Here is a 20755-nt window from a genome sequence, read left to right as displayed (position 1 = left end):
GACTTCGGCCCGGCGTCAGCCGTGCGACTTCGCCAGGTTGACGAACGCCTGCCACGCGGCCGGGCCGAAGGCCAGGGTACCGCCGGCACGGTCCTTGGTGTCCCGGACGAGGACACGTCCGGAGAGGTTGTCGGCCACCTCGACGCAGGCGCCGCCGTTTGAACCGCCGCGACTGGAATTCCGCCAGGTCGGCTCAGTTGTGCTCATCGATACGGCCCGCGCTCGAAGCGGCCCCGGGTCGCTGTCGTCCCTCCTACGGCGGCCCGGGGCGCGGCGGGAGCGGGCCGGGATGCCCGTGTCGATGGTGCTGGGGGGAGTGCCGGTGGTAGGGGAAACCCGACCCTGACCTGCTCAGGGTCGCGGATCCCCGGGATCGGTCCGGGATCACGCCGGATTCGCCGACGCGGCGGCGCGACGACGCTGGTCACATGATGTCCGGATCCCTACCGCAGCCGTGGACCGCTCGACCGCTGACCCTGGTCGCGGCGCTCGGCATGTGCCTGACGGCGACCCTGGGCGTCGCGGCGCACCTCGCCCCCGACCCCGGGATGAGCCCGCTGTCGCTCACCATCAGCGACTACGCGGTATCGAACAACGGCTGGCCGATGAACCTCGCGATCCTGATCCTCGGGATCACCTCGATGGCCGTGCCACTGGCGTTGCGGGCCGCCCGGGTCAGGGTGGGACGCCTCGCCGAGGCGCTGCTGCTGGTCTGGTGCCTGGGGCTGATCGCCTCGGCGCTGATCCCGACCGACCCGATCGGGGTGGTCGAGCTGAGTACCCAGGGCTACGTGCACAGGTATGTCTCGGTCGCCGCCTTCGTCGCCCTGCCGGTCGCGACGCTGCTGGCTATCCGCCGGCTCGCCGCCGACGCCCGCTGGCGGGATGCCGTACGCCGGTTGCGGGCGCTGGCGGTGAGCAGCGTGCTCGCGCTGCTCGCGCTCTACTACGTCGCGTTTCCGGGTGGTCGGGTGATGATGGGCCTGGTCGAACGGATCCTGGTGCTGGCCGAGTTGGCGCTGCTCGCGGTGCTGGTGGCCCGGCTGCATCGGGTCGCCGGCAACCCGTCCCGGGCGGTCCCGGCCCGCTAGGAGCCCGCGTCGGCGTCCGTCTTGCTGCTAATCGAACACCTCGAACCGGTCCAGGAGTACGCCGGGCTCGTCGGACAAGACGGCGGCCTGCAGTTCGAGCAGCGGTATCGCGTCGTTTCCGCCGCGATCTTGTTGGACGAATGGCCTGCCCGCGTACGGGTTCTTGCTGGTGCCGGTGCGGTTGGGGTGGTAACGCCAGTGTGCGTCGCGGTGGCGCCGGGCGATCTCGCCGATGTACCAGATCGCCCCCTGGACGAAGTCGTCGTCCACCGGTCCGCGCAGGGCGTCCTTGTTCGGGATCCGGCGTCGTACGACCTGCTCGAGTGTCAGCAATGACTCCGGGCTGAAGTCCAGCTCGTCGGCCCGGCCGGTGGCGGCGGACCACTCGGGGAAGGCTCGTGCACGGACGGTCAGCCACTGTGTGAGCCATGGATCGGTCGATGCGGCGTCCGAGGTCTCAGTGTGTAGCGCCGGCCGATCGGTGCGGCGCGGTTCCCAGCAGGGATCCTCGGTCCGGCGTGCGGCGGCTAGTGCCCGGATACGTTCGTACTCAGCCGACCACACCCTCCCGGTACGTTCTACCAGGGCGTCAAGGACGAGCCGCATGGGCTCGGCCGTTTCGCCGACGCCGAGGCCGGCGACGGGGAGGTCGGAGTCCGGGTCCCAGGTCCAGGCGCCTCCGCCGATGGTGAGCAATGCTTCGCCGAGGTAGCCGCCGGCTGCTACGGCCAGTCCCTCGCGTGGCGGGTGCCCGACCGGTGTCTCGGCGAGCAGGGTGTGTTCGAGGTCGCGCAGGGACTCGACGGAATGATCGAGGGGCTTGTCGGGTCCGACGACGAAATCCTGGAGTCCCGCAAGCATCGGCCCGAGCTGCTCGCGCCAGTCGTCGAGCTTCGTTTCGGTCACCTCGGGCATGAGGATCACCGTAGCAATGAGCCTTTTCCAACCTGAACCGCGCGGCGCTCACACGCCGCGTCCGACCTTGCGGTCCGTCGAACCGCAAGGGAAGGTTGAAAAGGTTCAATGAAGCGGTGCCCGAAACCTTGCTGAACGATCAAGCCGGCAGAGGTAATCTCCCATCAACCGATCGGGAATGGATCGACAGGGTCGCGAAGACCGCGAAGACCGCCACCATGATGATCGCGTCGCCGCGGGCAGCGCCCGCCGGCCGGTGGGCTCACAGTCAGGCGACGGGATAGCGGGACTGGAAGTCGAGGCGCGCGTCGGCCTCCTCGGCGATCCCGGTCAGTACGTCGTCGAGGGCCAGGAACGCGGCCCAGCGCTGCTGCCCGCCGGCCGCCGCCAGTCGGTCCACGATCCGGGTTTCGAGGTCGGCTTCGCGTCGACCCTTCCAGACTTTGTCGGCGAGGCTGACCAACAACTCCTCGATCGTCGCGTCCGGTGAGTCCCAGCGGGCGTGGCTGGCGGCGAACCGGGCCAGGGCCGGCGGGACGCCGTACCCGATCAGGAGCTCGCGGCCGGCGGGCTCGTGCCGCGAGCCGGGCCCGGAGAGCTCCTCGGGATGGCGGGTCTTGCCGATGTCGTGGGTGGCCGCGCCGAAGAGCACCGCCCGGTGGTCGACGGCGAGCTCGGGACAGTGCTGGCCGAGCCAGTCGAGCAACTGGGCCGCGACGTCGTGCACCGCCCGCAGGTGTGCGGCCAGCCGGGCCGGGGCTTTCGACCTGAGCAGCAGCTCGGCGGCCTCCGGCGGGAGCGGCCGCAGTGGCGGCGTGCCGGGGTCGGAGAGGGCGCGGTGCAGCGCGGTGACGGTCACGCCGATCAACGGTAGCCACCCCCGCCACGCCCCGGACCGCCACGCCCCCTGACCACCGACCCGGACCGGCGGAACAGGGGGCGTGGGGCACCGGAGCTGGGCGGGCCGAGCCTTGCCGGGGGGACGCAGCTCGGTGACCGCCGACCTCCCCCGAGGTCAGGGGAGAACGGGGGAGGTGGGCAGCGCGGTGGTGAATGCGGTCCAGGCGGCCGATGCGAAGACCAGCACCGGGCCGGTCGTGTCCTTGGAGTCGCGTACCGCCACGACGTCGTCGGCGGCCCCGGCGAGCAGGGCGAACTCGACGCAGGCGCCCTGGTCTCCGCTGTGGCTGCTCTTGCGCCAGGGTGCCCGGCCGAGCAGGTCGGTCGTCTCCGGTGACATGTCACAGTCCTTTCAGGAGGCGGTTGATGTTGTCGCGGCTTTCCGCGGGACTCAGCGCGACGGCCCGCAGGTGTTCCATGATCTTTGTGCAGGTGCGCAGCTCGTCCGGCCGATCGAGGATCAGTTGCCCGGCGACGGTCTCCACCGAGGCGAGGATCGGATCCTCCGGGTCGGCGAACTCGAGGATGTGCAGCGAACCACGGGTACCTCGGTGGTAGCCCGCCTTGAGCGGGATGACCTGGACGGTCACGTTCGGCAGCTCGGACATCTTGAGCAGGCTCTTCAGTTGCGCCGCCATCACGGCCTCCCCGCCGACCGGCCGGAGCAGGGCGCCCTCGTCGACGATGGCGTCGTAGATCGGCGGGTCGGGCTCCTTCAGCCGCTCCTGCCGGCCGATCCGGATCTGCACCCGCTGCTCCACCTCCTCGTCGCCGAGGGTGTGCGGGCCGCCGCGCATGATCGCCCGGATGTACTCCGTGGTCTGGAGCAGGCCCGGCACGACCGAGGGCTCGAAGTTGGCGATCGCGGTGGCCTCGGCCTCGACCGCGATGAAGTCGATGGTGCGGCGGTCCAGGATGTACGAGTAGGGAACCCACCAACCCTGCTTCCGGGCCTCCTTGGCAAGCGCCACCATGTCCTCCAGTTCGCTCTCCGGCCGCTTGTAGAGGGTGAGCAGCGCGCGTACCGAGGCCGGGCTGACCATTGTCTGCGCGTTCTCGTACCGGGAGAGCGTGCTGCGGGTGCTGTTGATCTCGTCAGCGGCCTGTTCGAGGGTGAGCCCGGCCGCCTCGCGGGCATGGCGCAGGGCGATGCCGAGGCGGCGGGCACGGAACGACTTCGGAGCCATGCATCGATCCTGTCACATGGAACCGGGAATGCGTGCATGAGAGAAGCTACGTGAGAGTTGCATTCACGCGTTCACAACTGGCAATCTGTCATCACGTCCTCACCGCCGGTGGTCGTGTCGACGGTGGCTGTGGGTGACCGAAGGGGAATGAGGCGCACGGCGATCGGACCTTCCCGTACCCGATCGCCGTGTCCCTCCCGCCAGCAAGCGGACCTGGAGGTGACAGATGACCGCGACCCCGTGCTGGCCTCGGGTTTCCCGATGCCGCTGGTGTGCGCGACCCGTGTTGCGGGACAACGAGGGCGCGTGGATCCACGCCGACCTGGCCTACGTGTGCCGGGACCGGTGGGGTGGGCTGGCCGGCACGACGGCCGAGCCGGAGGCGGCTCGCCGTGGCCTCTGACCGGCACGGACTTCGGAGTGATCGCGGGCGGGGAAGCTACCCGCGGTGGTGGCCGGGGCGGTCACGGTGACCCGGTACCTCGTGGTGCTCACCGACGTGCGGCCGCTGACCAGGGAGGGCCGGGACGAGCGGATCGAGCCCGAGCGGCGCCGGCAGGTGGTCGGCGCCACCAGCCGGGAGGCCGCCGACCGGATAGCCACCGCCTTCGCGGCGCTCGGCATGGTGCGGGCGGGACGGCAGCGGGTCAAGGTACTCGCGGTCGGCCGGCGGCGATCCCTGGCCGGCTGAGCCGCCGACCGCCGGTCGGGCCGCCGGTCCAGGCGCCCGAGGCGAGCGGTCATCCGCCACAGGTGATCGGTCGGCCGCCGAGGTGATCGGTCAGCCGCCGAGGCGAGCGATCATCCGCCCGAGGCGAGCGATCATCCGCCACAAGTGATCGGTCAGCCGCCCGAGAGGAGGCGGCGGAACCGGAACCAGCAGCGACGGACCAGCAGACCCACCTCGACCGCGGCTCTGCTGCGCCACCGGACGATCAGCGTCAGCAGCGGCACGACCGTCGCCGTCGTGCCGACGGCCACGACCGCGACCGGCGGATACGGGCCGAGCGTGAAGAGCAGCATGCCGAGCAGCAGTGCGGCGAGCCGCAGCGGCGCGGTGACGAAGGTGAACCGGTAGCGGTTGGCCAGCACCAGCGCGCGGATCGGCGCGGAGAGCCGGTTGAACCGCCAGCGCAGCAGCGCGAGGACGGCAGCCGCGCCGGCCAGCGCCACCAGTACCCCGCTGGCCGCCGCGAGCGGCCGGGACCCGATCGCCTCCTGCAACGTCCCCACCACGAAGGCGACGAGCAGGAGTACGACGCAGCCGAGATCGGTCAGCAGCCAGAGCGCCCGGCGGGCATTGCGGGTGCCAGCCCGGATCGCGACCGGATCGGTGGGTACCGTCCGGAGCACCCCGGCCATGGCCGGCGAGGCGCGTACCGCCCGGCCCCGGTCACTGTCCAGTGTGGCCAGCCCGTACAGCGCCTGCGGGTCATCGGGGGCGAGCCGCAGCGCCTCCAGGTACGCCGCCCGGGCCCGACCGAACTCCGCCATCCGGCGCTGCACCTTGCCCTCGGTGACGTGCGCCCAGACACTCTCCGGGTCGAGTTCCCTGGCCCGCCGGGTCGCGGCCAGCGCGGCGAGCACGGTCCGGGTACAGCTGCCGCGCAGCAGCGCCTCGGCCCGGGCGAGTTCGTTGCGGGCGTCGTCCGGATCGAGGGAGCGGGCCAGCTCGGCGGCGGCGAGCGCCTCGGAGATCCGGCCCAGTTGGCGCAGCGCCAGGGAGCGGTTGCGTTGCACCTGCGGGCTGCCCGGATTGGCCCGGGCCGCCATGTCGAGCACGGTCAGCATGTCCCCCCAGCGGCTCTCCCGCTGGTAGCAGTAGCCGAGCACCTGTAGGGCGTAGCCGTCGCCCGGGTCGGCCCGGAGTGCCTCGGTGATCAGCGGGTAGGCCGCCTTCACCCGGCCGACCTGGGCGAGCTGCAACGCCCGCTCCAGGAGCGACTTCCTGGTGTCCGTGTCCGTACCGGCCCCGGCGGCACCGGCGGTCATCAGAGCAGCTTTCGTCGCTTCAGATAGCCGACCAGGTCGTCGTACATGCCGCCCTCGTTGGCGAACATCGCCACGTTCCGGGCGGTGGCGAACCAGGGCCTGGTGGACGGGCGCACGTCCTTCAGTGCCCGGTCGAAGTCGCGCTGCTCGATCATCCGTACCTCGCCGCGCCGGATCGAGTCGGCCATCGCGTACTCGGCGGCGGACTCGCACAGGTGCGCCAGGTCGGCGCCGGAGAAGTCCTCGGTGGCGGCGACGATCCGGCGTACGTCGATGTTGGCGATCGGCCGGTCCCGCAGGTGGTATTCCAGGATCGAGGTCCGGGCCGGAGCGTCCGGCGGGAGTACCAGGACCACCCGGTCGAGGCGGCCGGGCCGGCGCAGCGCGGGGTCCACGTCCCAGGGCGTGTTGGTGGCGGCCAGCACGAAGACGCCCTCGTTGTTGCCCTCCACGCCGTCGAGCTCGGCGAGCAGTTGGTTGCCGATCGTCCGCATCCCGCTGGAGGTGACCTTGGATCGCTTGTGCCCGAGCGCGTCGACCTCGTCGAGGAAGAGTACGCACGGCGCGCTGCGCCGGGCCGTCTGGAACAGCTCGTGCAGGTTGCGCTCGGAGTTGCCGATCCACATGTCCAGCACGTCCACGATGGAGAGCGAGATGAACTTGGCGCCCATCTCGCCGGCGATCGCCTTGGCCAGGAACGTCTTGCCGCAGCCGGGCGGGCCGTACAGCATCAGGCCGCCGCGCAGGCTCTTGCCGTACAGCTTGCGCAGTTCCGGGTTGCGCAGCGGGCCGAGGAAGGCCAGTTCCAGCCGTTCCTTGACCTCGGTCATCCCGCCGACGTCGCCGAGCCGGACGGTGGAGACCTCGACGTCGAACATCCGGTCGGCGTCCCCGGTCACCGGCTCGGGCTGGTCTCCGGCCGGCGAGAAGCGCGGCGGCACCACGTCGGCGAGTTCCTGCTCGTAGGCGGCGAGCGGGTCGTCGCCCGGCTGGCCCGGTCCACCCGGCTGGTCCGGTCCGGGGGACCGGGTCGGTCGCGGTGGCTTCGGTGCGGCTCCGGTGCCGGCCGCCGCTTCGGCGGCGGCGTCCGGGCCGGTCGCCGGACCCGGGGTGGGCGTCCCGGGAATCGGCGTACCGGAGACGGGTGCGGGTGCGCCGCCGCGCAGGGCCCGCTGCATCAGGGCCTGTGCCTGCGGGTCGGCCGGGTTGCTGGCGAGCGCCTGCCCGACGTGCGCGATCGCCTCGGCGGGGCGTCCGACGTCGAGGAGCAGCCCGGCGAGGTGCAACCGCAGCGGAACGTCCTGCGGGCTCGCGTTCACCGCCGAGGTCAGGCTGTCGATGAGCGAATCGGAACTCACAAGACGAGCAGCCTAGACGGCGGCGGTCACGGCGGCGACACACCCGCAACTCCGGTCCCCACGGCCCCTCGGGCGCCGTACGTCACCGGTTACCCGTTGTGCTCGGCACGTTCACTGCGGTAGAGGTTTCCCGGCCCTGAAAAGGGGTGTGGACCCGGGAGTAGGCCACGCAGAGTAGGGTCTCCCGGTGAGCGCACGAGGAGCGACGGCAGCACGGCAGGGTCTCCGGCCGGGCGGGCACCGTCGGGTGACGCGAAGGACCAGCGATGACGCCGGCCAGCGGTGCCGCGTTCGCCCAGCGGTGCCGCGTTCGGCCAGCGACGGCGCCGGCCAGCGGTGACGCGAGCGACCAGCGGTGACGCGAACGAAAGGTGACCGGAGTGACCACCCCAGGCAAGACCCGCGTGGCCGTCGTCTTCGGCGGCCGGAGTACGGAGCACGCGATCTCCTGCGTCAGCGCGGGCAGCATCCTCGCCGCCCTCGACCCGGACGAGTACGACGTGGTCCCGGTGGGCATCACCCGGGCGGGCCAGTGGGTGCTGACCGATGGTGACCCGGCCCAGTTCGCGATCACCGATCGGCGGCTGCCGGAGATCACCGCTGCCGCCGGATCCACCGTGGTGTTGCCGGCCGACCCGACCGGCGACGGTCTGATGGTGCTGGACCCGGCCCAGGGGCCACAGGCACTCGCCGGAGTCGACGTGGTCTTTCCGGCGCTGCACGGCGCGTACGGCGAGGACGGCACCATCCAGGGGCTGCTGGAAATGGCCGGCATCCCGTACGTCGGTGCGAACGTCTTCGCCTCGGCGGCGGCGATGGACAAGGAGTTCACCAAGAAGCTGGCGGTCGCCGAGGACATCCCGGTGGGGCCCTACGTGGTGCTGCGCAGCGGGGTCAGCCTGACCGAGGAGGACAAGGAGCGGCTCGGACTGCCGGTCTTCGTCAAGCCGTCCCGGGCGGGTTCGTCGGTCGGGATCAGCAAGGTCTCCGACTGGGCGGATCTCGACGACGCCGTCGCGCTGGCCCGGCAGGTCGACCCGAAGGTGCTGGTCGAGGCCGCGATCGTCGGGCGGGAGATCGAGTGCGGGGTGCTGGAGGCCGAGGCGGGTGGCGGCCCGGAGGCGTCGTTGCTGGCCGAGATCCGGGTGGCCGAGCACGACTTCTACGACTTCGAGGCGAAGTACCTCGACGCCAGCGACTACGACATCCCGGCCGAGCTGCCGGACCGGGTGACCCGGCAGGTGCAGGAGTACGCCTGCCGCACGTTCACCGCGCTGGACTGCGCCGGTCTGGCCCGGGTCGACTTCTTCGTCACACCGGAACTGGACGTCTATCTCAACGAGATCAACACCATGCCGGGGTTCACACCCACCTCGATGTTCCCGCAGATGTGGGCGGCGACCGGGTTGGAGTACCCCAAACTAGTCAACCGGCTGATCCGGACCGCGCTGCGTCGAGGCACCGGTCTGCATTGACAAACGTCCGTTCGCTGCCTGTCCGGGATAGGTCGGCCGGACCGGAAACGGCGCGGCGTCGGTGCGGTGGCGGTCAGCCCTCGGCGCAGCCGGTCGGTACGTCCGGCACCGACGGCACCGAGGCGACCAGGGACTCCGACACCGGTGCCGCCCACTGCACCGTCTGCTCCTGCCCGGCCGGCACGCTGAGCCGGACCGGCACCTCACGGTCCACGGTGGTCAGTACCAGGCCGCCGTCGCGGTGTTCGGTGAGCCAGCAGACGTTGTTGACCATCCAGAGGTCGGCGACCGCCGAAACGGCCGGCCGGGCCACCCCGCAGGCGAGGGTGATGGCCGGGTCACCGTACGCGGCGTTCTGCTCCGGGCCGGCGGTGACCGGGCGCTGGCCCAGGTCGCGGAGGGTGGCCGGCAACCGGGACAGCAGGGCCCGGCAGACCGTGGCCGGCCGTTCGGCCAGGCCCGGGGCGGCCATCTGCACCGGCGTGGTCGCCTGCGGTGCGGCCGAGGTCGGCGTCGCGGCGGGCTTCTCGACGGGGTCCGGACTGAGCTGGCCGAAGACCAGCACCGCGACGAGGACGGTCAGCGGCAGGGCAACCACCGTGGCCCAGAGCGCGGCCTGCCGGGTGGTCCGGTCCGGTCCGGCCCCGGTCGGCGAGCCCGCCGGACGACCGGTCGCCGCCGCCTCCGACCCTGACTCGGCTGCTTCCGGCTGTGCGGCGGCTGCTTCCGGCTGGGTCTGGTGTCCGTCCGGCTGGCCGGACTTCGTGCTCCGCACCACTTACAACCGGACCACGGAGCAGGTCAGCGTGCGGGTGATGCCGGGCACCAACTGCACCTTGCTGACGATCATCTTGCCCAGTTCGTCGACGGTGTGTGCCTCGGTGAGCACGACCACGTCGTACGGGCCGGTGACGGCGTCGACGCGGACGACTCCAGGAATATCCGAGATGCGCGCGGCCACGTCACGTGCCCTTCCGACCTCTGTCTGGATGAGGATGTACGCCTGGACCACGACCCGCCTCCCGTCCGCCGCCGAGCGGCTAGACCGTGAAAATACCGTACGGAGCAGGTCGGATCCCGATCGGTGGTCGGAGGAGACACGATGAGCGATCGAATCGGCCGGCCCGGTGCGGGCGTGGCGCCGGATCCGGAGGTACCCGGAAACCGGCGGCCGCGACCAGCCACGGGTCCGGCCGGGACGGCTGCCGAGCGTGCCCGGAGGTCGGTGTGAGCGTCGCGAGGGCCGGCGAGTTCGGCCTCATCGCCCGGGTCACCGCCCGGCTGGGTGCCGGGCACGCCACGCTGCTCGGGCCGGGCGACGACGCGGCGGTGGTGCACGCCCCCGACGGCCGGGTGGTCGCCTCCACGGACGTACTGGTCGAGGGGCGGCACTTCCGCCGGGACTGGGCGAGCGCGGTGGACATCGGCCATCGGGCCGCCGCGGCGAACCTGGCCGACGTGGCGGCGATGGGCGCGGTGCCGACCGCGCTGCTCGTCGCGCTCTGCATGCCGCCGGATCTGGAGGCGCAGTGGGCGGAGGAGTTGGCCGACGGCCTGGCGGCGGAGGCGGCCCGGGTCGGAGCGAGCGTGGTCGGCGGGGACATGTCGGCCAGTCCCACCCTGACCATCGCGGTGACCGCCCTCGGTGACCTGGGCGGACATCCCCCGGTGGTGCGCAGCGGCGCACGGGCCGGCGACGTCGTCGCGCTCGCCGGCCGGCTGGGCTACGCCGCTGCCGGCTACACCGTGCTGTCCCGCGGGTTCCGCACCCCGAAGGTCCTGGTCGAGGCGTACCGGCGGCCCGAGGTGCCGTACGGGGCGGGGCCGTCGGCGGCCCGGTTCGGCGCCACCGCCATGATCGACGTCTCGGACGGGCTCCTCGCCGACCTCGGTCACGTGGCGACGGCCAGCCGGGTCGGCATCGACCTGCTCGGCAGCGCGTTCGAGGTGCCTGAGCAGATGCGGGACGCCGCGCACGCGCTCGGGGTGGATCCGCTGGCCTGGGTCCTCGGCGGTGGCGACGACCACGCGCTGGTGGCGACGTTCCCGGAGGACCTGCCGTTGCCGGGCGGCTTCCGGCTGATCGGTCACGTGGTGCACGGTGCCGGGGTGACCGTGGACGGGCGGGCCTACAAGGGATCGGGTGGTTGGGACCACTTCCGCTGACCGGCGCGGGTCGAGCGGTCCGGTGCGCCGGTTCCCGGATCGGCGGCTGCATCCTGGGGCCCGATCGGTGAGGCGTGGGCGCGGGTCGTACCCTTCACTGGGTGAGTGAGCTGGACATCCGCGTCGTCCCCTACGATTCCCCGGTCGCGCAGCAGTTGGTCGGCTCCGCGCTGGCCGACCTGGCACAGCGGTACGGCGGCGGGGGCGACCAGACCCCCGTGGCGGTGAGCGAGTTCGCGCCTCCGGCCGGGGCGTTCCTGGTGGCGTACCTGGAAGAGGTGCCGGTCGGTTGCGCCGGGTGGCGTACTCACGGCGGCAGCGGCGACGTCGCCGAACTCAAGCGGATGTACGTCTCCCCGGTGGCTCGCGGTCGCGGTGTCGCCCGGCGGATGCTGTCGGCGGTCGAGGACTCGGCCCGGGAACACGGACGCCGTCGGTTGATCCTGGAGTGCGGCGACCGGCAGCCCGAGGCGATCGCGCTCTACAAGGGCAGCGGCTACGAGCGGATTCCGGACTTCGGCTACTACCGGGACGAGCCTGGGGTGCTCTCGTTCGGCCGCTCCCTCTGACCGGCCGTTCTCTCTGATCCGCTGGTCCCTCTGACCGGCCGTCTCTCTGATCCGCCGGCCGGTGGGCACCGGCCACCTCGGGACCCGTTGCCGGCGGCGCCGCGCCGGGTGGCGTGGCGCGGCTGGGTGGCGTGGCGCCGCTGGGGCGCGTGGTGCGGCTGGGTGGCGGATCCGGTGGTGGCGGGCCGGTGCGGACAGCAATAGCCGCCGGAGCACTGCTCCGGCGGCTATTCGAGCTTACGGTTGCCCAGGCTCAGGCGCGGGCGACCTTGCCGGCCTTGATGCACGAGGTGCAGACCTTGAGCTTGCGGGTCGTGCCGCCACCCGCCGGGGTACGCACCGACTGGATGTTCGGGTTCCAGCGACGGTTGGTCCGCCGGTGCGAGTGGGACACGTTGTGGCCGAAGCCAGGCCCCTTGCCACAGATGTCGCACACGCTAGCCACGGGATACTCCTGGGATTGATCGTTGTCAGGTCGCCGGCAGGGTGCTGGCCGGGCAACCTGGCCAGGGTACCCGATGGTCGGGTCGCCGGGCGAATCGGCTCCACCCGTCCCGGCCCACCGGCCGCCGCGTCGCTCCGCCGCCGGATTTCCCGGTCGGAAGCGGTGGCCGGAGTCGCGCGGCAGTGTCAGCGGGGCGTCAGGGTACGCCAGTAGGCTTCTCGCCGTGCTGGAGACCCTCGACGCCGCGGCCCTGCACCGGTGGTGTGCCGGTGGGTTGGCCGCGCTCAAGCGGCACCAGGAGGAGATCAACCAGCTCAACGTCTATCCGGTTCCGGACGGCGACACCGGCACCAACCTGGTGCTCACGATGACCTCCGCCGAGCAGGCGGTCCGGCTCGAACGGGACGATCCGGGCGTCGGCGGACAGCCGGCACCCGCCCGGGTCCTGCGGCTGCTGGCCCGGGGTGCGCTGCTCGGCGCCCGGGGCAACTCGGGAGTGATCGTCTCGCAGATCCTGCGCGGCCTGGCCGACGCGCTCGGCGACACGTCCGAGGTCCGGGGTCGGGCGCTCGCCAGGGCACTGCGGGCGGCCGGCACGGCGGCGTACTCGGCGGTGGCCGAGCCGGTGGAGGGGACCGTGCTCAGCGTCGTCACCGCCGCGGCGGCGGCCGCCGAACGGGCCGACACCGACGATCTTCCGGCGGTGGTCCGGGCTGCCGCGACCGCCGCCGCCGAGGCACTGGCGCGTACCCCGGAGCAGTTGCCGGCGCTGGCCCGGGCCGGTGTGGTGGACGCGGGCGGGCGTGGCCTCTGCGTCCTGCTGGACGCGCTGGTCGAGGTGGTCACCGGTGCCGCACCGGAGCGGCCGGAACCCGCCCCGGCCCCGCCGCGCCGGCCGCTGGCGGCCGCCCGGGAGACCGGCTCCACCGAGTACGCCTACGAGGTGCAGTTCCTGCTCGACGCCGACCGGGCGGCGGTACACCGGCTCCGGGCCGAACTTGCCAGGCTGGGCGACTCGCTGGTGGTGGTCGGCGACGAGGCGGACGCCACCGGCACGTCGACCTGGAACGTGCACGTACACGTCAACGACGTCGGGGCGGCGATCGAGGCCGGCGTGGTGGCCGGCCGGCCGTACCAGATCTCGGTCACCCGCTTCGAGGACCAGCTCGCGGAGGCGGGCCCGCCGGAGGCGGGGGGGGGGGGGGCGCCCCCGCCGGGCCCCCGGGGGGGGGGCGCCCGGCCCCCGGGGGGGCGGCCCGGCCGGGGGCGGCGCCCCCGCCGGCGCCGGCTCCGGCGGAGACGCCGGAGCGGGCAGCGGTGGTGGTCGCCGCAGGTCCCGGGCTGGCTGCGATCTTCGCCGCCGAGGGGGCGACCGTGGTGGACGGCAACCCGTCCGCCGGGGAGCTGCTCGGGGCGGTCCGGTCGACTGGCGCGTCCCGGGTGGTGGTGCTGCCGAACGACCCGAACACCCGGGCGGTGGCCAGGGTGGCGGCCGAGGAGGCGCAGCCGTTCGGGATATCGGTGAGCGTGGTGCCGACCCGCTCCCCGGTGCAGGCGTTGGCCGCGCTCGCGGTCCGGGATCCGGCCCGGCGGTTTGCCGACGACGTGATCGCGATGGCCGAGGCGGCCGGCGCCTGCCGGTACGCCGAGGTCTGCCACGCCTCCCGGGAGGCGCTGACGGTGGCCGGCCGCTGCCAACCGGGCGACGTGCTCGGGCTGGTGGACGGCGAGGTGCACCTGATCGGCGGCGACCTGGTGCAGACCTGCACGGCGCTGCTCGACCGGTTGCTCGGCGGCGGCGGTGAGCTGGTCACCCTGCTGCTCGGCGCCGACGCCCCGGAGGAGCTGGCCGAGGTCCTCCGGGGCCACCTGGCCCGGCGCTGGCCCTTCGTCGAGGTGCACCACTACTCCGGCGGTCAGCCGTTCTATCCCTTGCTGGTGGGAGTCGAATGACGCTGTCGGGGAAGCCGGCCGAGGGCGTGGGGGAAGCCGGCCGAGGGTGTCGGAGCAGTCGGCCGAGCGTGCCGGAGAGTCGGGTGAGGCTGGTGGTGGAGAGCCGGATGAGAGCGTTCGTGGGGGACCGATGACAGCGAACCGATCGACCTCGGCCGGCACCGGATCGACCTCGGCCGACCTGGAGACGCCGCTGCGCAAGCTGGTCGGCGAGAAGACGGCGAAGGCGCTGGGCAGCCATCTCGACCTGCACACCGCCGGTGACCTGCTCTACCACTTCCCGCGTCGCTACGACGAGCGCGGCGAGCACACCGACATCCGCTCCCTGGAGGTGGGGGAGCAGGTCACGGTGCTCGGCCAGGTGCAGCGTACGGCGGTGCGGCCGATGCGGCAGCGCCGGGGAAACCTGCTGGAGGTGACCGTCGGGGACGGCTCCGGCGGCGTACTGACGCTCACCTTCTTCGGCAACCAGGCGTGGCGGGAGCGGGACCTCAAGCCCGGCCGGTGGGGGATGTTCGCCGGCAAGGTCACCGAATTCCGGGGCAAGCGCCAGCTCAACGGCCCGGAGTACGTCCTGCTCGGCGACGGCAGCGGCAGCGGCGACGGCGAGCCCGGCACCGGGGGCGAGGTGGGCGAGGAGATCGAGGAGTTCGCCGGGGCGCTGATCCCGGTCTACCCGGCCGCGGCGGCGGTGCCGACCTGGGTGATCGCCCGGTGTGTCCGGGTGGTGCTGGACACCGTCACGCCGCCGGAGGACCCGCTGCCGGCGACGCTGCGGGCCACCCGCAACCTGGTCGGGCTGGCCACCGCGCTGCGCGAGATCCACCGGCCGGCGACCAAGGAGGAGCTGTACCGGGCCCGGCACCGGTTGAAGTGGGACGAGGCGTTCGCCCTGCAACTGACCCTGGTGCAGCGCAAACACCGGGCGGCGGCCTGGCCCGCGAAGCCCCGGCCGCGCCGCGAGGGCGGGCTGCTGACCGCGTTCGACGCCCGGCTGCCGTACGAGCTGACCGCCGGGCAGCGCGCGGTCGGCGAGGAGGTCGCGGCGGATCTCGGCACGGCGCATCCGATGCACCGGCTGCTCCAGGGCGAGGTCGGCTCCGGCAAGACGGTCTGCGCGCTGCGCGCGATGCTCCAGGTCGTCGACGCGGGCGGCCAGGCCGCGTTGCTGGCCCCGACCGAGGTACTCGCCGCGCAGCACTACCGGGGCATGCTCGACCTGCTCGGCCCGCTCGGTCGGGCCGGCGAGCTGGACGGCGATCCGGACGGTACCCGGCTGGCCCTGGTCACCGGTTCGCTCGGCGCGGCGGCCCGGCGCCGTGCCCTGGAGAGCGTCGCCGCCGGGGAGGCGGGCATCGTGGTCGGCACCCACGCCCTGCTCTACGAGGGTGTCGACTTCGCCGACCTCGGTCTCGTGGTGGTGGACGAGCAGCACCGGTTCGGTGTCGAGCAGCGGGACGCGCTGCGGGCCAAGGCCGAGCAGCCGCCGCACGTGCTGGTGATGACGGCGACGCCGATCCCGCGCACCGTGGCGATGACCGTCTACGGCGACCTGGAGATCTCCACCCTCTCCCAGTTGCCGCGCGGCCGGTCGCCGATCGCCTCGCACGTCGTACCGGCGGCGGAGAAGCCCGCCTATCTGGACCGGGCCTGGCGCCGGCTGCGCGAGGAGGTCGCCGCCGGCCACCAGGCGTACGTCGTCTGCCCGCGCATCGGCGACCAGGCGGCGACCGCCGAGGAGGTCGGCGCGGTCGGCGAGGACGGCCGGCGTCCCCCGCTGGCGGTGGCCGAGGTGGCCCCACTCCTTGCCGAGGGCCCACTGCACGGGTTGCGGATCGGCGTACTGCACGGCCGGCTGCCGGCCGACGAGAAGGACTCGGTGATGCGGACCTTCGCGGCCGGCGAGCTGGACGTGCTGGTGGCGACCACCGTGATCGAGGTCGGGGTCGACGTGCCGAACGCGACCGTGATGATCGTGCTCGACGCGGACCGGTTCGGGGTCTCCCAACTGCACCAGTTGCGGGGCCGGGTCGGCCGTGGTTCCGCCGCCGGACTCTGCCTGCTGGTCACCGAGGCCGTCGAGGAGTCGCCGGCCCGGGAGCGGCTGGACGCGGTCGCCTCCACCACCGACGGGTTCCGGCTGGCCGAACTCGACCTGGAGCAGCGGCGGGAGGGGGACGTACTCGGGGCGACCCAGTCCGGGCGGCGTTCGCACCTGCGGCTGCTGTCGCTGCTGAAGGACGCCGAGCTGATCCGCAACGCCCGGGTCGAGGCGATCGCCCTGGTCGAGGAGGATCCGGAGCTGGATCGGCATCCTGCGCTGGCTGCCTCGGTGGCAGCCCTGGTCGACGAGGAACGCGCGGAATACCTGGAGAAGGGCTGACGGTCCGCCAAGCCGGGTCGCCTGGAATCGACGCTTGGGAGAAGTTGCGCGCACACTTCCGCACAACGCCTTGATAGCCCGGCCGGTCGCCCGCGCACTCCACTACAGCGGCGTACGCCGGAAAACGCTGAGGGCGCGCCGACCGTTTCCGGTCGACGCGCCCTCAGGCGGTTGGTTCAGTTGGTGCGGTCGCTACCGATCAGGCGGTGAAGGTCACCCGACGGCGGCGGGCCACGATGTAGAGCACCACACCGGCGGCGAGCAGCAGCACGGCGCCAGCCGCGATGCCACCGGCAGCGGCACCGGTCAGCGGCAGTTCGCCACCGCCGCCGCCACCGCAGTTCTCCGGCTGCTCGTACTCGATCGGCTCGCCCGTCAGGCCCTCACCACTGGGGGTGACGACCAGGCCCTCTTCGGCCGGGAACTTCACGCTGCCGGTCTCGCCCGCGGCCACCGTCAGGGTCTTGGCCTCGCCCTCGTTCGGGGTGAGGACGACGCTGATCTCCGCGTCCGTGGTGTTCTCCAGCGTGATGATCAGCTCGTCACAGGTGGACTCGTAGGTGCCCACCGGCTCGACCGGCTCCGGAGTGGTCGACGGGGTCGGCTCCGGGGTAGGGGTGGTCGACGGGGTCGGCTCCGGGGTCGGCGTCGCAGACGGCGTCGGCTCCGGGGTCGGCGTCGAGGTGGCCGGCGGAGTCGTCGGCGGGGTGGTGGGCGGGGTCTTGCACTTGCCCATGTCCCTGGCGTCGACCTTGCGGTGCTCCTTGAGGATGCGATCCGGGCGCTTCCACTTGGCCTCGACGAGCAGGCTCTTGTCGAGCTTCCCCTTCGAAGGGGCCGTACGGGTCTCGGTGCCGGTGAGCGGCTTGCCGCCCCTCGGGTTCATCTCGGCACCGACCTTGATGTCACCGACCGGGCCGGGCTCGACCCGGATGACCTCGGCCTTGATGGTCTCGCTGTTGCCGACCGTCCATTGGAACTCGTAGTTGTTGCTCCCCTCGACCTTGCAGTACTTGCCGTAGATCTCGGGGTGGTGGGCGCTGGCCGGCGCCGCAATCGCGACTGCCGCGCCGAGGCCGAGGAAGGCGGCCCCGAGGACGGCAGCCGATCGCCGGAGCGACAGCTTAGGACGGATCACGCGTACTCCTGAGAGATGAGGGCGTCATGGTACGACGCGGGTGGGTTGGCGAGCGGGGGCGCCATGGGGTGGCGCTCGACCTGCGAGAACCGCCTCCCCGACGTCGTAGGCGCCGGCAAGACGCAGCCGGCACAGCGCACGACCTTAGCGATCGGCGTGGTACAGGAACACCCTTCAGGGTCCTCTAACGATGATGTTGTCAATTCGAGACGATTGATGAACGGGGGGTAGTGAACCTATCTCCCTCGGTGTACTTGGCGTATCCATTTGTCCGTTGGCGTTCATCGGAGGTGTGTTGCCACCCGTGGCGAGCCGGCACCACCTGCGGGTCGCGTAGCGTCGCTGTCATGCAGGAGGCGTCCACCCAGGAGGCGGGATGACCCGGATCGTGGCGGGCGTACTCGGTGGGCGCCGGATCTCCGCGCCGCCCGGCGGGCGTACCCGGCCGACCAGCGACCGGGTCCGGGAAGCGTTGTTCAGCGCGATCGAGGCGAGCACCGAGCTGGCCGGTGCCCGCTTCGCCGACCTCTACGCCGGCTCCGGCGCGGTGGGTCTGGAGGCGCTGTCCCGGGGTGCCGAGCACGTGCTGCTGGTCGAGTCCGATCCCCGGGCCGCCCGGACCATCCGGGAGAACCTCGCCGCGCTGCGCTCGACCCCGGCCAGCCCGGTGGCCGGCACCGCCCGGCTGGTCACCGGCAAGGTCGGCCAGGTGCTCGGCGCGCCGCCCGAGGGCCCGTACGACGTCGTCTTCGCCGACCCGCCGTACGCGGTACCGGAATCGGAGCTGACGGCGGTGCAGGCCGCACTGCGCGACCAGGGCTGGCTGGCGTCGGACGCCCTGCTGGTGATCGAGCGGTCCAGCCGGACCGGACCGGTCGACTGGGTGCAGGGGATCACTGCGCAGCGCAGTCGCCGTTACGGCGAGACCACTCTTTGGTACGGTCGCCGATCGTGAGACGTGCGGTCTGTCCCGGCTCCTTCGATCCGGTCACCAACGGTCACCTCGACATCATCGGTCGGGCGAGCCGGCTCTTCGACGAGGTGATCGTCGGCGTGCTGATCAACGAGTCCAAGCGCGGGCTGTTCACCGTCGACGAGCGGATCGAGATGCTCCGCGAGGTGACCGGCTCCTACGGCAACGTCCGGGTGGAGTCGTTCCAGGGACTGCTGGTCGACTTCTGCCGGACCCAGCAGGCCGGCGTCGTGGTGCGCGGGCTGCGCGCGGTGAGCGACTTCGACTACGAGTTGCAGATGGCCCAGATGAACATCGGGCTGGCCGGCGTCGAGACCCTCTTCATGCCCACCAGCCCGCTGCACTCGTTCCTGTCGTCGAGTCTGGTCAAGGACGTGGCGAAGTGGGGCGGGGACGTCTCGCCGCACGTACCGGACGTGGTCCGCGAGCGGCTGCGGGAGCGGCTGGTCCGCCCCGGCTCCTGACCGACCGGCGCCTGTCGGCCCGCGCTCGCCCCGGGTGCCGGCCGGCGCCGGCCGGACCACCGAAAATCGGTGACTGCCGGCGCTCCGGCCCAGGTCCATGCCCCTGCGACGCGCCGGTCCCGGGTCGATCGCCGGTCGGGTACGGATCGCACCGCATCATTGGTTGAGCAGTAATCCGGTCCGACACCCCATCATGTATGTCGACCGAAGCAACGACGGGAGTGAGGTACCGGTGGACCCGCTCGATCGCATAGACGAGATCATCGGCATGGTGGAGACGGCGCGATCCGTCCCGATGTCCCGCAACAACGCCATGGTCGACCGCGCCGAGATGATCGGTGCCCTTGAGGAACTGCGCGTCGAGCTGCCTGTCGAACTGCGCCGGGCGGCGGCGCTGCTGGAAGAGCGCGACAAGATCATGGACGCCGGCAAGCGGGAGGCGGACCGGATCATCAGCGAGGGCGAGGCGGAGCACGCCCGGCTGGTCTCGGTCAACGAGATCACCGTCTCCGCCGAGCACGAGGGCGCCCGGATCATCGCGGAGGCCCGGGCCGAGGCCCAGCGGCTCCGCGAGGAGGTCGACGACTACGTCGACACCGCGCTGGCCAACTTCGAACAGTTCCTGACCCGGGCGCTCGCCTCCATCGAGCGCGGGCGGGACAAGATGCACGCGCTGCGCGAGATCGGCACGTTCGTGGGGGAGGAGAACGAGCGCCCACTGCCGTTCTGAGCGTACTGTCCGGTCTGAGCGCGCTGTCCGGGTCGCCGACCGTTCCGACGGGCGGCGATCCGGGGCGCCGCCCGGGGTGAACCGGTGTCCGTCGAGGCCCGGCCGGCTCGCCCCGGTTCGACGCTAAGCCGCCTGCTCAGGTAACCTGTTTCGTCGGCCTCGCACAGGCCGGAGTCTGACTATGCCCAAGCATCTGCCGACCCATCTCAACCCCAGGTCGCCGCTGGTCCTCGACACGAGGGAGCTGCCGCGCCGACCTGGAGTGCTGCGTACGGTCAGTCGGACGGCGGCGGCACCGGCGGACCTCGGCGTGGAGCTGATCGGCGTGCCGGAGGGCGCGGACCTGAGCCTCGACCTGAGGCTCGAGTCGGTGTCCGAGGGCGTACTCGTCTCGGGGACCGTCACCGGTCCGATCGAGGGCGAGTGCGGCCGCTGCCTGCGCCCGATCACGGACTCGCTGGTCGTCCCGATCCAGGAGCTGTACGCCTACGAGCACAGCACCACGGACGAGACGACCGACGAGGACGAGGTGGGCCGGATGCAGGGCGATCTGATCGACCTGGAACCGGCACTGCGGGACGCGGTGGTGCTCGCACTGCCGACCAACCCGGTGTGCCGGGAGGACTGCCCAGGACTGTGCCCCGAGTGCGGGGTGCATTGGGACGAGCTGCCGGCTGAGCACAGCCACCAGCAGGTCGACCCGCGCTGGGCGGGCCTGTCGCAACTGACCCGTCAAGAGGAGTAGGAAGAACCGTGGCCGTCCCCAAGCGCAAGATGTCGCGCAGCAACACCCGGTCCCGCCGGGCGCAGTGGAAGACCACGGCGGTCGCGACCGTGGCCTGCCCGCAGTGCAAGTCGCCGAAGCTGCCGCACGCGGCCTGCAGCGTCTGCGGCACCTACAACGGCCGCCAGGTCATCGAGGTCTGATCTCCTGGACACCGAGTGACGCCACCGACCTCCGGTCGGACGGCGCACCCGCCCTGGCGACTGCCCGGTGCACCGGCTCCCGCCGACGC

At 72.2% G+C, this 20755-nt stretch carries 22 protein-coding genes and 1 pseudogene; 12 read left to right on the top strand and 11 right to left on the bottom strand.

What is annotated here, in order from left to right:
• Positions 1 to 15: 15 nt before the first annotated feature.
• Positions 16 to 207 carry a DUF397 domain-containing protein gene (locus R6Y94_RS09565; RefSeq protein ID WP_318395424.1) on the bottom strand — a complete coding sequence of 64 codons (192 nt, stop codon included), beginning with the start codon at positions 205 to 207 and terminating at the stop codon, positions 16 to 18.
• A 221-nt stretch (positions 208 to 428) separates the two neighbouring features.
• On the opposite strand from R6Y94_RS09565, the gene R6Y94_RS09560 reads away from it, so the two are divergent.
• Entirely contained in the window at positions 429 to 1091 is a 663-nt protein-coding gene (locus R6Y94_RS09560) for a DUF998 domain-containing protein (RefSeq protein ID WP_318395423.1), read from the top strand.
• A 27-nt stretch (positions 1092 to 1118) separates the two neighbouring features.
• Here the strand turns inward: R6Y94_RS09560 and R6Y94_RS09555 are convergent, their stop codons facing one another.
• From R6Y94_RS09555 to R6Y94_RS09540, 4 genes are all read right to left on the bottom strand, one after another.
• A complete protein-coding gene (locus tag R6Y94_RS09555) occupies positions 1119 to 2006 on the bottom strand; it encodes a hypothetical protein (RefSeq protein ID WP_318395422.1) in 888 nt (295 codons plus the stop codon).
• A gap of 268 nt (positions 2007 to 2274) precedes the next feature.
• The gene (locus R6Y94_RS09550) at positions 2275 to 2865 is read right to left on the bottom strand and encodes an HD domain-containing protein (RefSeq protein WP_318395421.1); all 591 of its coding nucleotides are present in this window, start codon (positions 2863 to 2865) and stop codon (positions 2275 to 2277) included.
• Positions 2866 to 3021: 156 nt separating this feature from the next.
• Positions 3022 to 3246: a DUF397 domain-containing protein gene (locus R6Y94_RS09545; RefSeq protein WP_318395420.1), complete on the bottom strand. Its 225-nt coding sequence runs from the start codon at positions 3244 to 3246 to the stop codon at positions 3022 to 3024.
• A gap of 1 nt (position 3247) precedes the next feature.
• Positions 3248 to 4093 (bottom strand): helix-turn-helix transcriptional regulator, encoded by an 846-nt coding sequence (locus R6Y94_RS09540; RefSeq protein ID WP_318395419.1) that lies wholly within the window; start codon positions 4091 to 4093, stop codon positions 3248 to 3250.
• A 469-nt stretch (positions 4094 to 4562) separates the two neighbouring features.
• On the opposite strand from R6Y94_RS09540, the gene R6Y94_RS09535 reads away from it, so the two are divergent.
• A complete protein-coding gene (locus tag R6Y94_RS09535) occupies positions 4563 to 4784 on the top strand; it encodes a hypothetical protein (protein WP_318395479.1) in 222 nt (73 codons plus the stop codon).
• Positions 4785 to 4936: 152 nt separating this feature from the next.
• Here the strand turns inward: R6Y94_RS09535 and R6Y94_RS09530 are convergent, their stop codons facing one another.
• The gene (locus R6Y94_RS09530) at positions 4937 to 6085 is read right to left on the bottom strand and encodes a tetratricopeptide repeat protein (protein ID WP_318395418.1); all 1149 of its coding nucleotides are present in this window, start codon (positions 6083 to 6085) and stop codon (positions 4937 to 4939) included.
• Positions 6085 to 7443 carry an ATP-binding protein gene (locus R6Y94_RS09525; protein WP_318395417.1) on the bottom strand — a complete coding sequence of 453 codons (1359 nt, stop codon included), beginning with the start codon at positions 7441 to 7443 and terminating at the stop codon, positions 6085 to 6087. The genes R6Y94_RS09530 and R6Y94_RS09525 overlap by 1 nt, the downstream gene beginning before the upstream one ends.
• 380 nt (positions 7444 to 7823) lie before the next feature.
• Between R6Y94_RS09525 and R6Y94_RS09520 the strand changes: the two genes are divergently transcribed.
• Entirely contained in the window at positions 7824 to 8918 is a 1095-nt protein-coding gene (locus R6Y94_RS09520; RefSeq protein ID WP_318395416.1) for a D-alanine--D-alanine ligase family protein, read from the top strand.
• Between the two features lie 73 nt (positions 8919 to 8991).
• On the opposite strand, the gene R6Y94_RS09515 is transcribed toward R6Y94_RS09520, so the two are convergent.
• Both R6Y94_RS09515 and R6Y94_RS09510 read right to left on the bottom strand, forming a co-directional pair.
• Positions 8992 to 9693 (bottom strand): DUF3515 domain-containing protein, encoded by a 702-nt coding sequence (locus R6Y94_RS09515; RefSeq protein WP_318395415.1) that lies wholly within the window; start codon positions 9691 to 9693, stop codon positions 8992 to 8994.
• 3 nt (positions 9694 to 9696) lie between these two features.
• A complete protein-coding gene (locus R6Y94_RS09510) occupies positions 9697 to 9930 on the bottom strand; it encodes an Lrp/AsnC ligand binding domain-containing protein (RefSeq protein ID WP_318395414.1) in 234 nt (77 codons plus the stop codon).
• 215 nt (positions 9931 to 10145) lie between these two features.
• On the opposite strand from R6Y94_RS09510, the gene R6Y94_RS09505 reads away from it, so the two are divergent.
• Together R6Y94_RS09505 and R6Y94_RS09500 are read left to right on the top strand one after the other, a co-directional pair.
• Positions 10146 to 11084: a thiamine-phosphate kinase gene (locus R6Y94_RS09505; RefSeq protein ID WP_318395413.1), complete on the top strand. Its 939-nt coding sequence runs from the start codon at positions 10146 to 10148 to the stop codon at positions 11082 to 11084.
• A 101-nt stretch (positions 11085 to 11185) separates the two neighbouring features.
• Positions 11186 to 11653, top strand: coding sequence for a GNAT family N-acetyltransferase (locus tag R6Y94_RS09500; protein WP_318395412.1), 468 nt, complete (start codon positions 11186 to 11188; stop codon positions 11651 to 11653).
• Positions 11654 to 11906: 253 nt separating this feature from the next.
• On the opposite strand, the gene rpmB is transcribed toward R6Y94_RS09500, so the two are convergent.
• Positions 11907 to 12098, bottom strand: coding sequence for a 50S ribosomal protein L28 (rpmB, locus tag R6Y94_RS09495; protein ID WP_101370273.1), 192 nt, complete (start codon positions 12096 to 12098; stop codon positions 11907 to 11909).
• A 223-nt stretch (positions 12099 to 12321) separates the two neighbouring features.
• On the opposite strand from rpmB, the pseudogene R6Y94_RS09490 reads away from it, so the two are divergent.
• A pseudogene (locus tag R6Y94_RS09490) lies at positions 12322 to 14051 on the top strand (DAK2 domain-containing protein).
• A 130-nt stretch (positions 14052 to 14181) separates the two neighbouring features.
• Positions 14182 to 16434 (top strand): ATP-dependent DNA helicase RecG, encoded by a 2253-nt coding sequence (gene recG / locus R6Y94_RS09485; protein ID WP_318395411.1) that lies wholly within the window; start codon positions 14182 to 14184, stop codon positions 16432 to 16434.
• 199 nt (positions 16435 to 16633) lie between these two features.
• Here recG and R6Y94_RS09480 read toward each other — a convergent pair whose 3' ends face one another.
• A complete protein-coding gene (locus R6Y94_RS09480) occupies positions 16634 to 17572 on the bottom strand; it encodes a cell wall anchor protein (RefSeq protein WP_318395410.1) in 939 nt (312 codons plus the stop codon).
• Positions 17573 to 17948: 376 nt separating this feature from the next.
• On the opposite strand from R6Y94_RS09480, the gene rsmD reads away from it, so the two are divergent.
• The 5 genes from rsmD (at position 17949) to rpmF (ending at position 20666) form a co-directional block, all read left to right on the top strand.
• A complete protein-coding gene (gene rsmD, locus R6Y94_RS09475) occupies positions 17949 to 18527 on the top strand; it encodes a 16S rRNA (guanine(966)-N(2))-methyltransferase RsmD (protein WP_318395409.1) in 579 nt (192 codons plus the stop codon).
• A complete protein-coding gene (coaD, locus tag R6Y94_RS09470) occupies positions 18524 to 19009 on the top strand; it encodes a pantetheine-phosphate adenylyltransferase (protein ID WP_318395408.1) in 486 nt (161 codons plus the stop codon). The genes rsmD and coaD overlap by 4 nt, the downstream gene beginning before the upstream one ends.
• Before the next feature lie 232 nt (positions 19010 to 19241).
• Positions 19242 to 19739, top strand: coding sequence for a hypothetical protein (locus tag R6Y94_RS09465; protein ID WP_107258419.1), 498 nt, complete (start codon positions 19242 to 19244; stop codon positions 19737 to 19739).
• A gap of 181 nt (positions 19740 to 19920) precedes the next feature.
• A complete protein-coding gene (locus tag R6Y94_RS09460; protein WP_318395407.1) occupies positions 19921 to 20484 on the top strand; it encodes a YceD family protein in 564 nt (187 codons plus the stop codon).
• An 8-nt stretch (positions 20485 to 20492) separates the two neighbouring features.
• Entirely contained in the window at positions 20493 to 20666 is a 174-nt protein-coding gene (gene rpmF / locus R6Y94_RS09455; RefSeq protein ID WP_089254967.1) for a 50S ribosomal protein L32, read from the top strand.
• Positions 20667 to 20755: the final 89 nt, after the last annotated feature.

Source organism: Plantactinospora sp. KLBMP9567, from assembly GCF_033446045.1.
GTDB lineage: Bacteria > Actinomycetota > Actinomycetes > Mycobacteriales > Micromonosporaceae > Plantactinospora.
Note: the sequence above shows the minus strand (reverse complement) of the source record. Positions and strands in the feature narration are given on the sequence as shown.

Coding starts and splice junctions, on each gene's coding strand:
- rsmD (WP_318395409.1), top strand. CDS start 17,949: ATGACCCGGATCGTGGCGGGCGTACTCGGTGGGCGCCGGATCTCCGCG.
- R6Y94_RS09560 (WP_318395423.1), top strand. CDS start 429: ATGATGTCCGGATCCCTACCGCAGCCGTGGACCGCTCGACCGCTGACC.
- R6Y94_RS09555 (WP_318395422.1), bottom strand. CDS start 2,006: ATGCCCGAGGTGACCGAAACGAAGCTCGACGACTGGCGCGAGCAGCTC.
- R6Y94_RS09540 (WP_318395419.1), bottom strand. CDS start 4,093: ATGGCTCCGAAGTCGTTCCGTGCCCGCCGCCTCGGCATCGCCCTGCGC.
- R6Y94_RS09460 (WP_318395407.1), top strand. CDS start 19,921: ATGCCCAAGCATCTGCCGACCCATCTCAACCCCAGGTCGCCGCTGGTC.
- R6Y94_RS09545 (WP_318395420.1), bottom strand. CDS start 3,246: ATGTCACCGGAGACGACCGACCTGCTCGGCCGGGCACCCTGGCGCAAG.
- recG (WP_318395411.1), top strand. CDS start 14,182: ATGACAGCGAACCGATCGACCTCGGCCGGCACCGGATCGACCTCGGCC.
- R6Y94_RS09530 (WP_318395418.1), bottom strand. CDS start 6,085: ATGACCGCCGGTGCCGCCGGGGCCGGTACGGACACGGACACCAGGAAG.
- R6Y94_RS09565 (WP_318395424.1), bottom strand. CDS start 207: ATGAGCACAACTGAGCCGACCTGGCGGAATTCCAGTCGCGGCGGTTCA.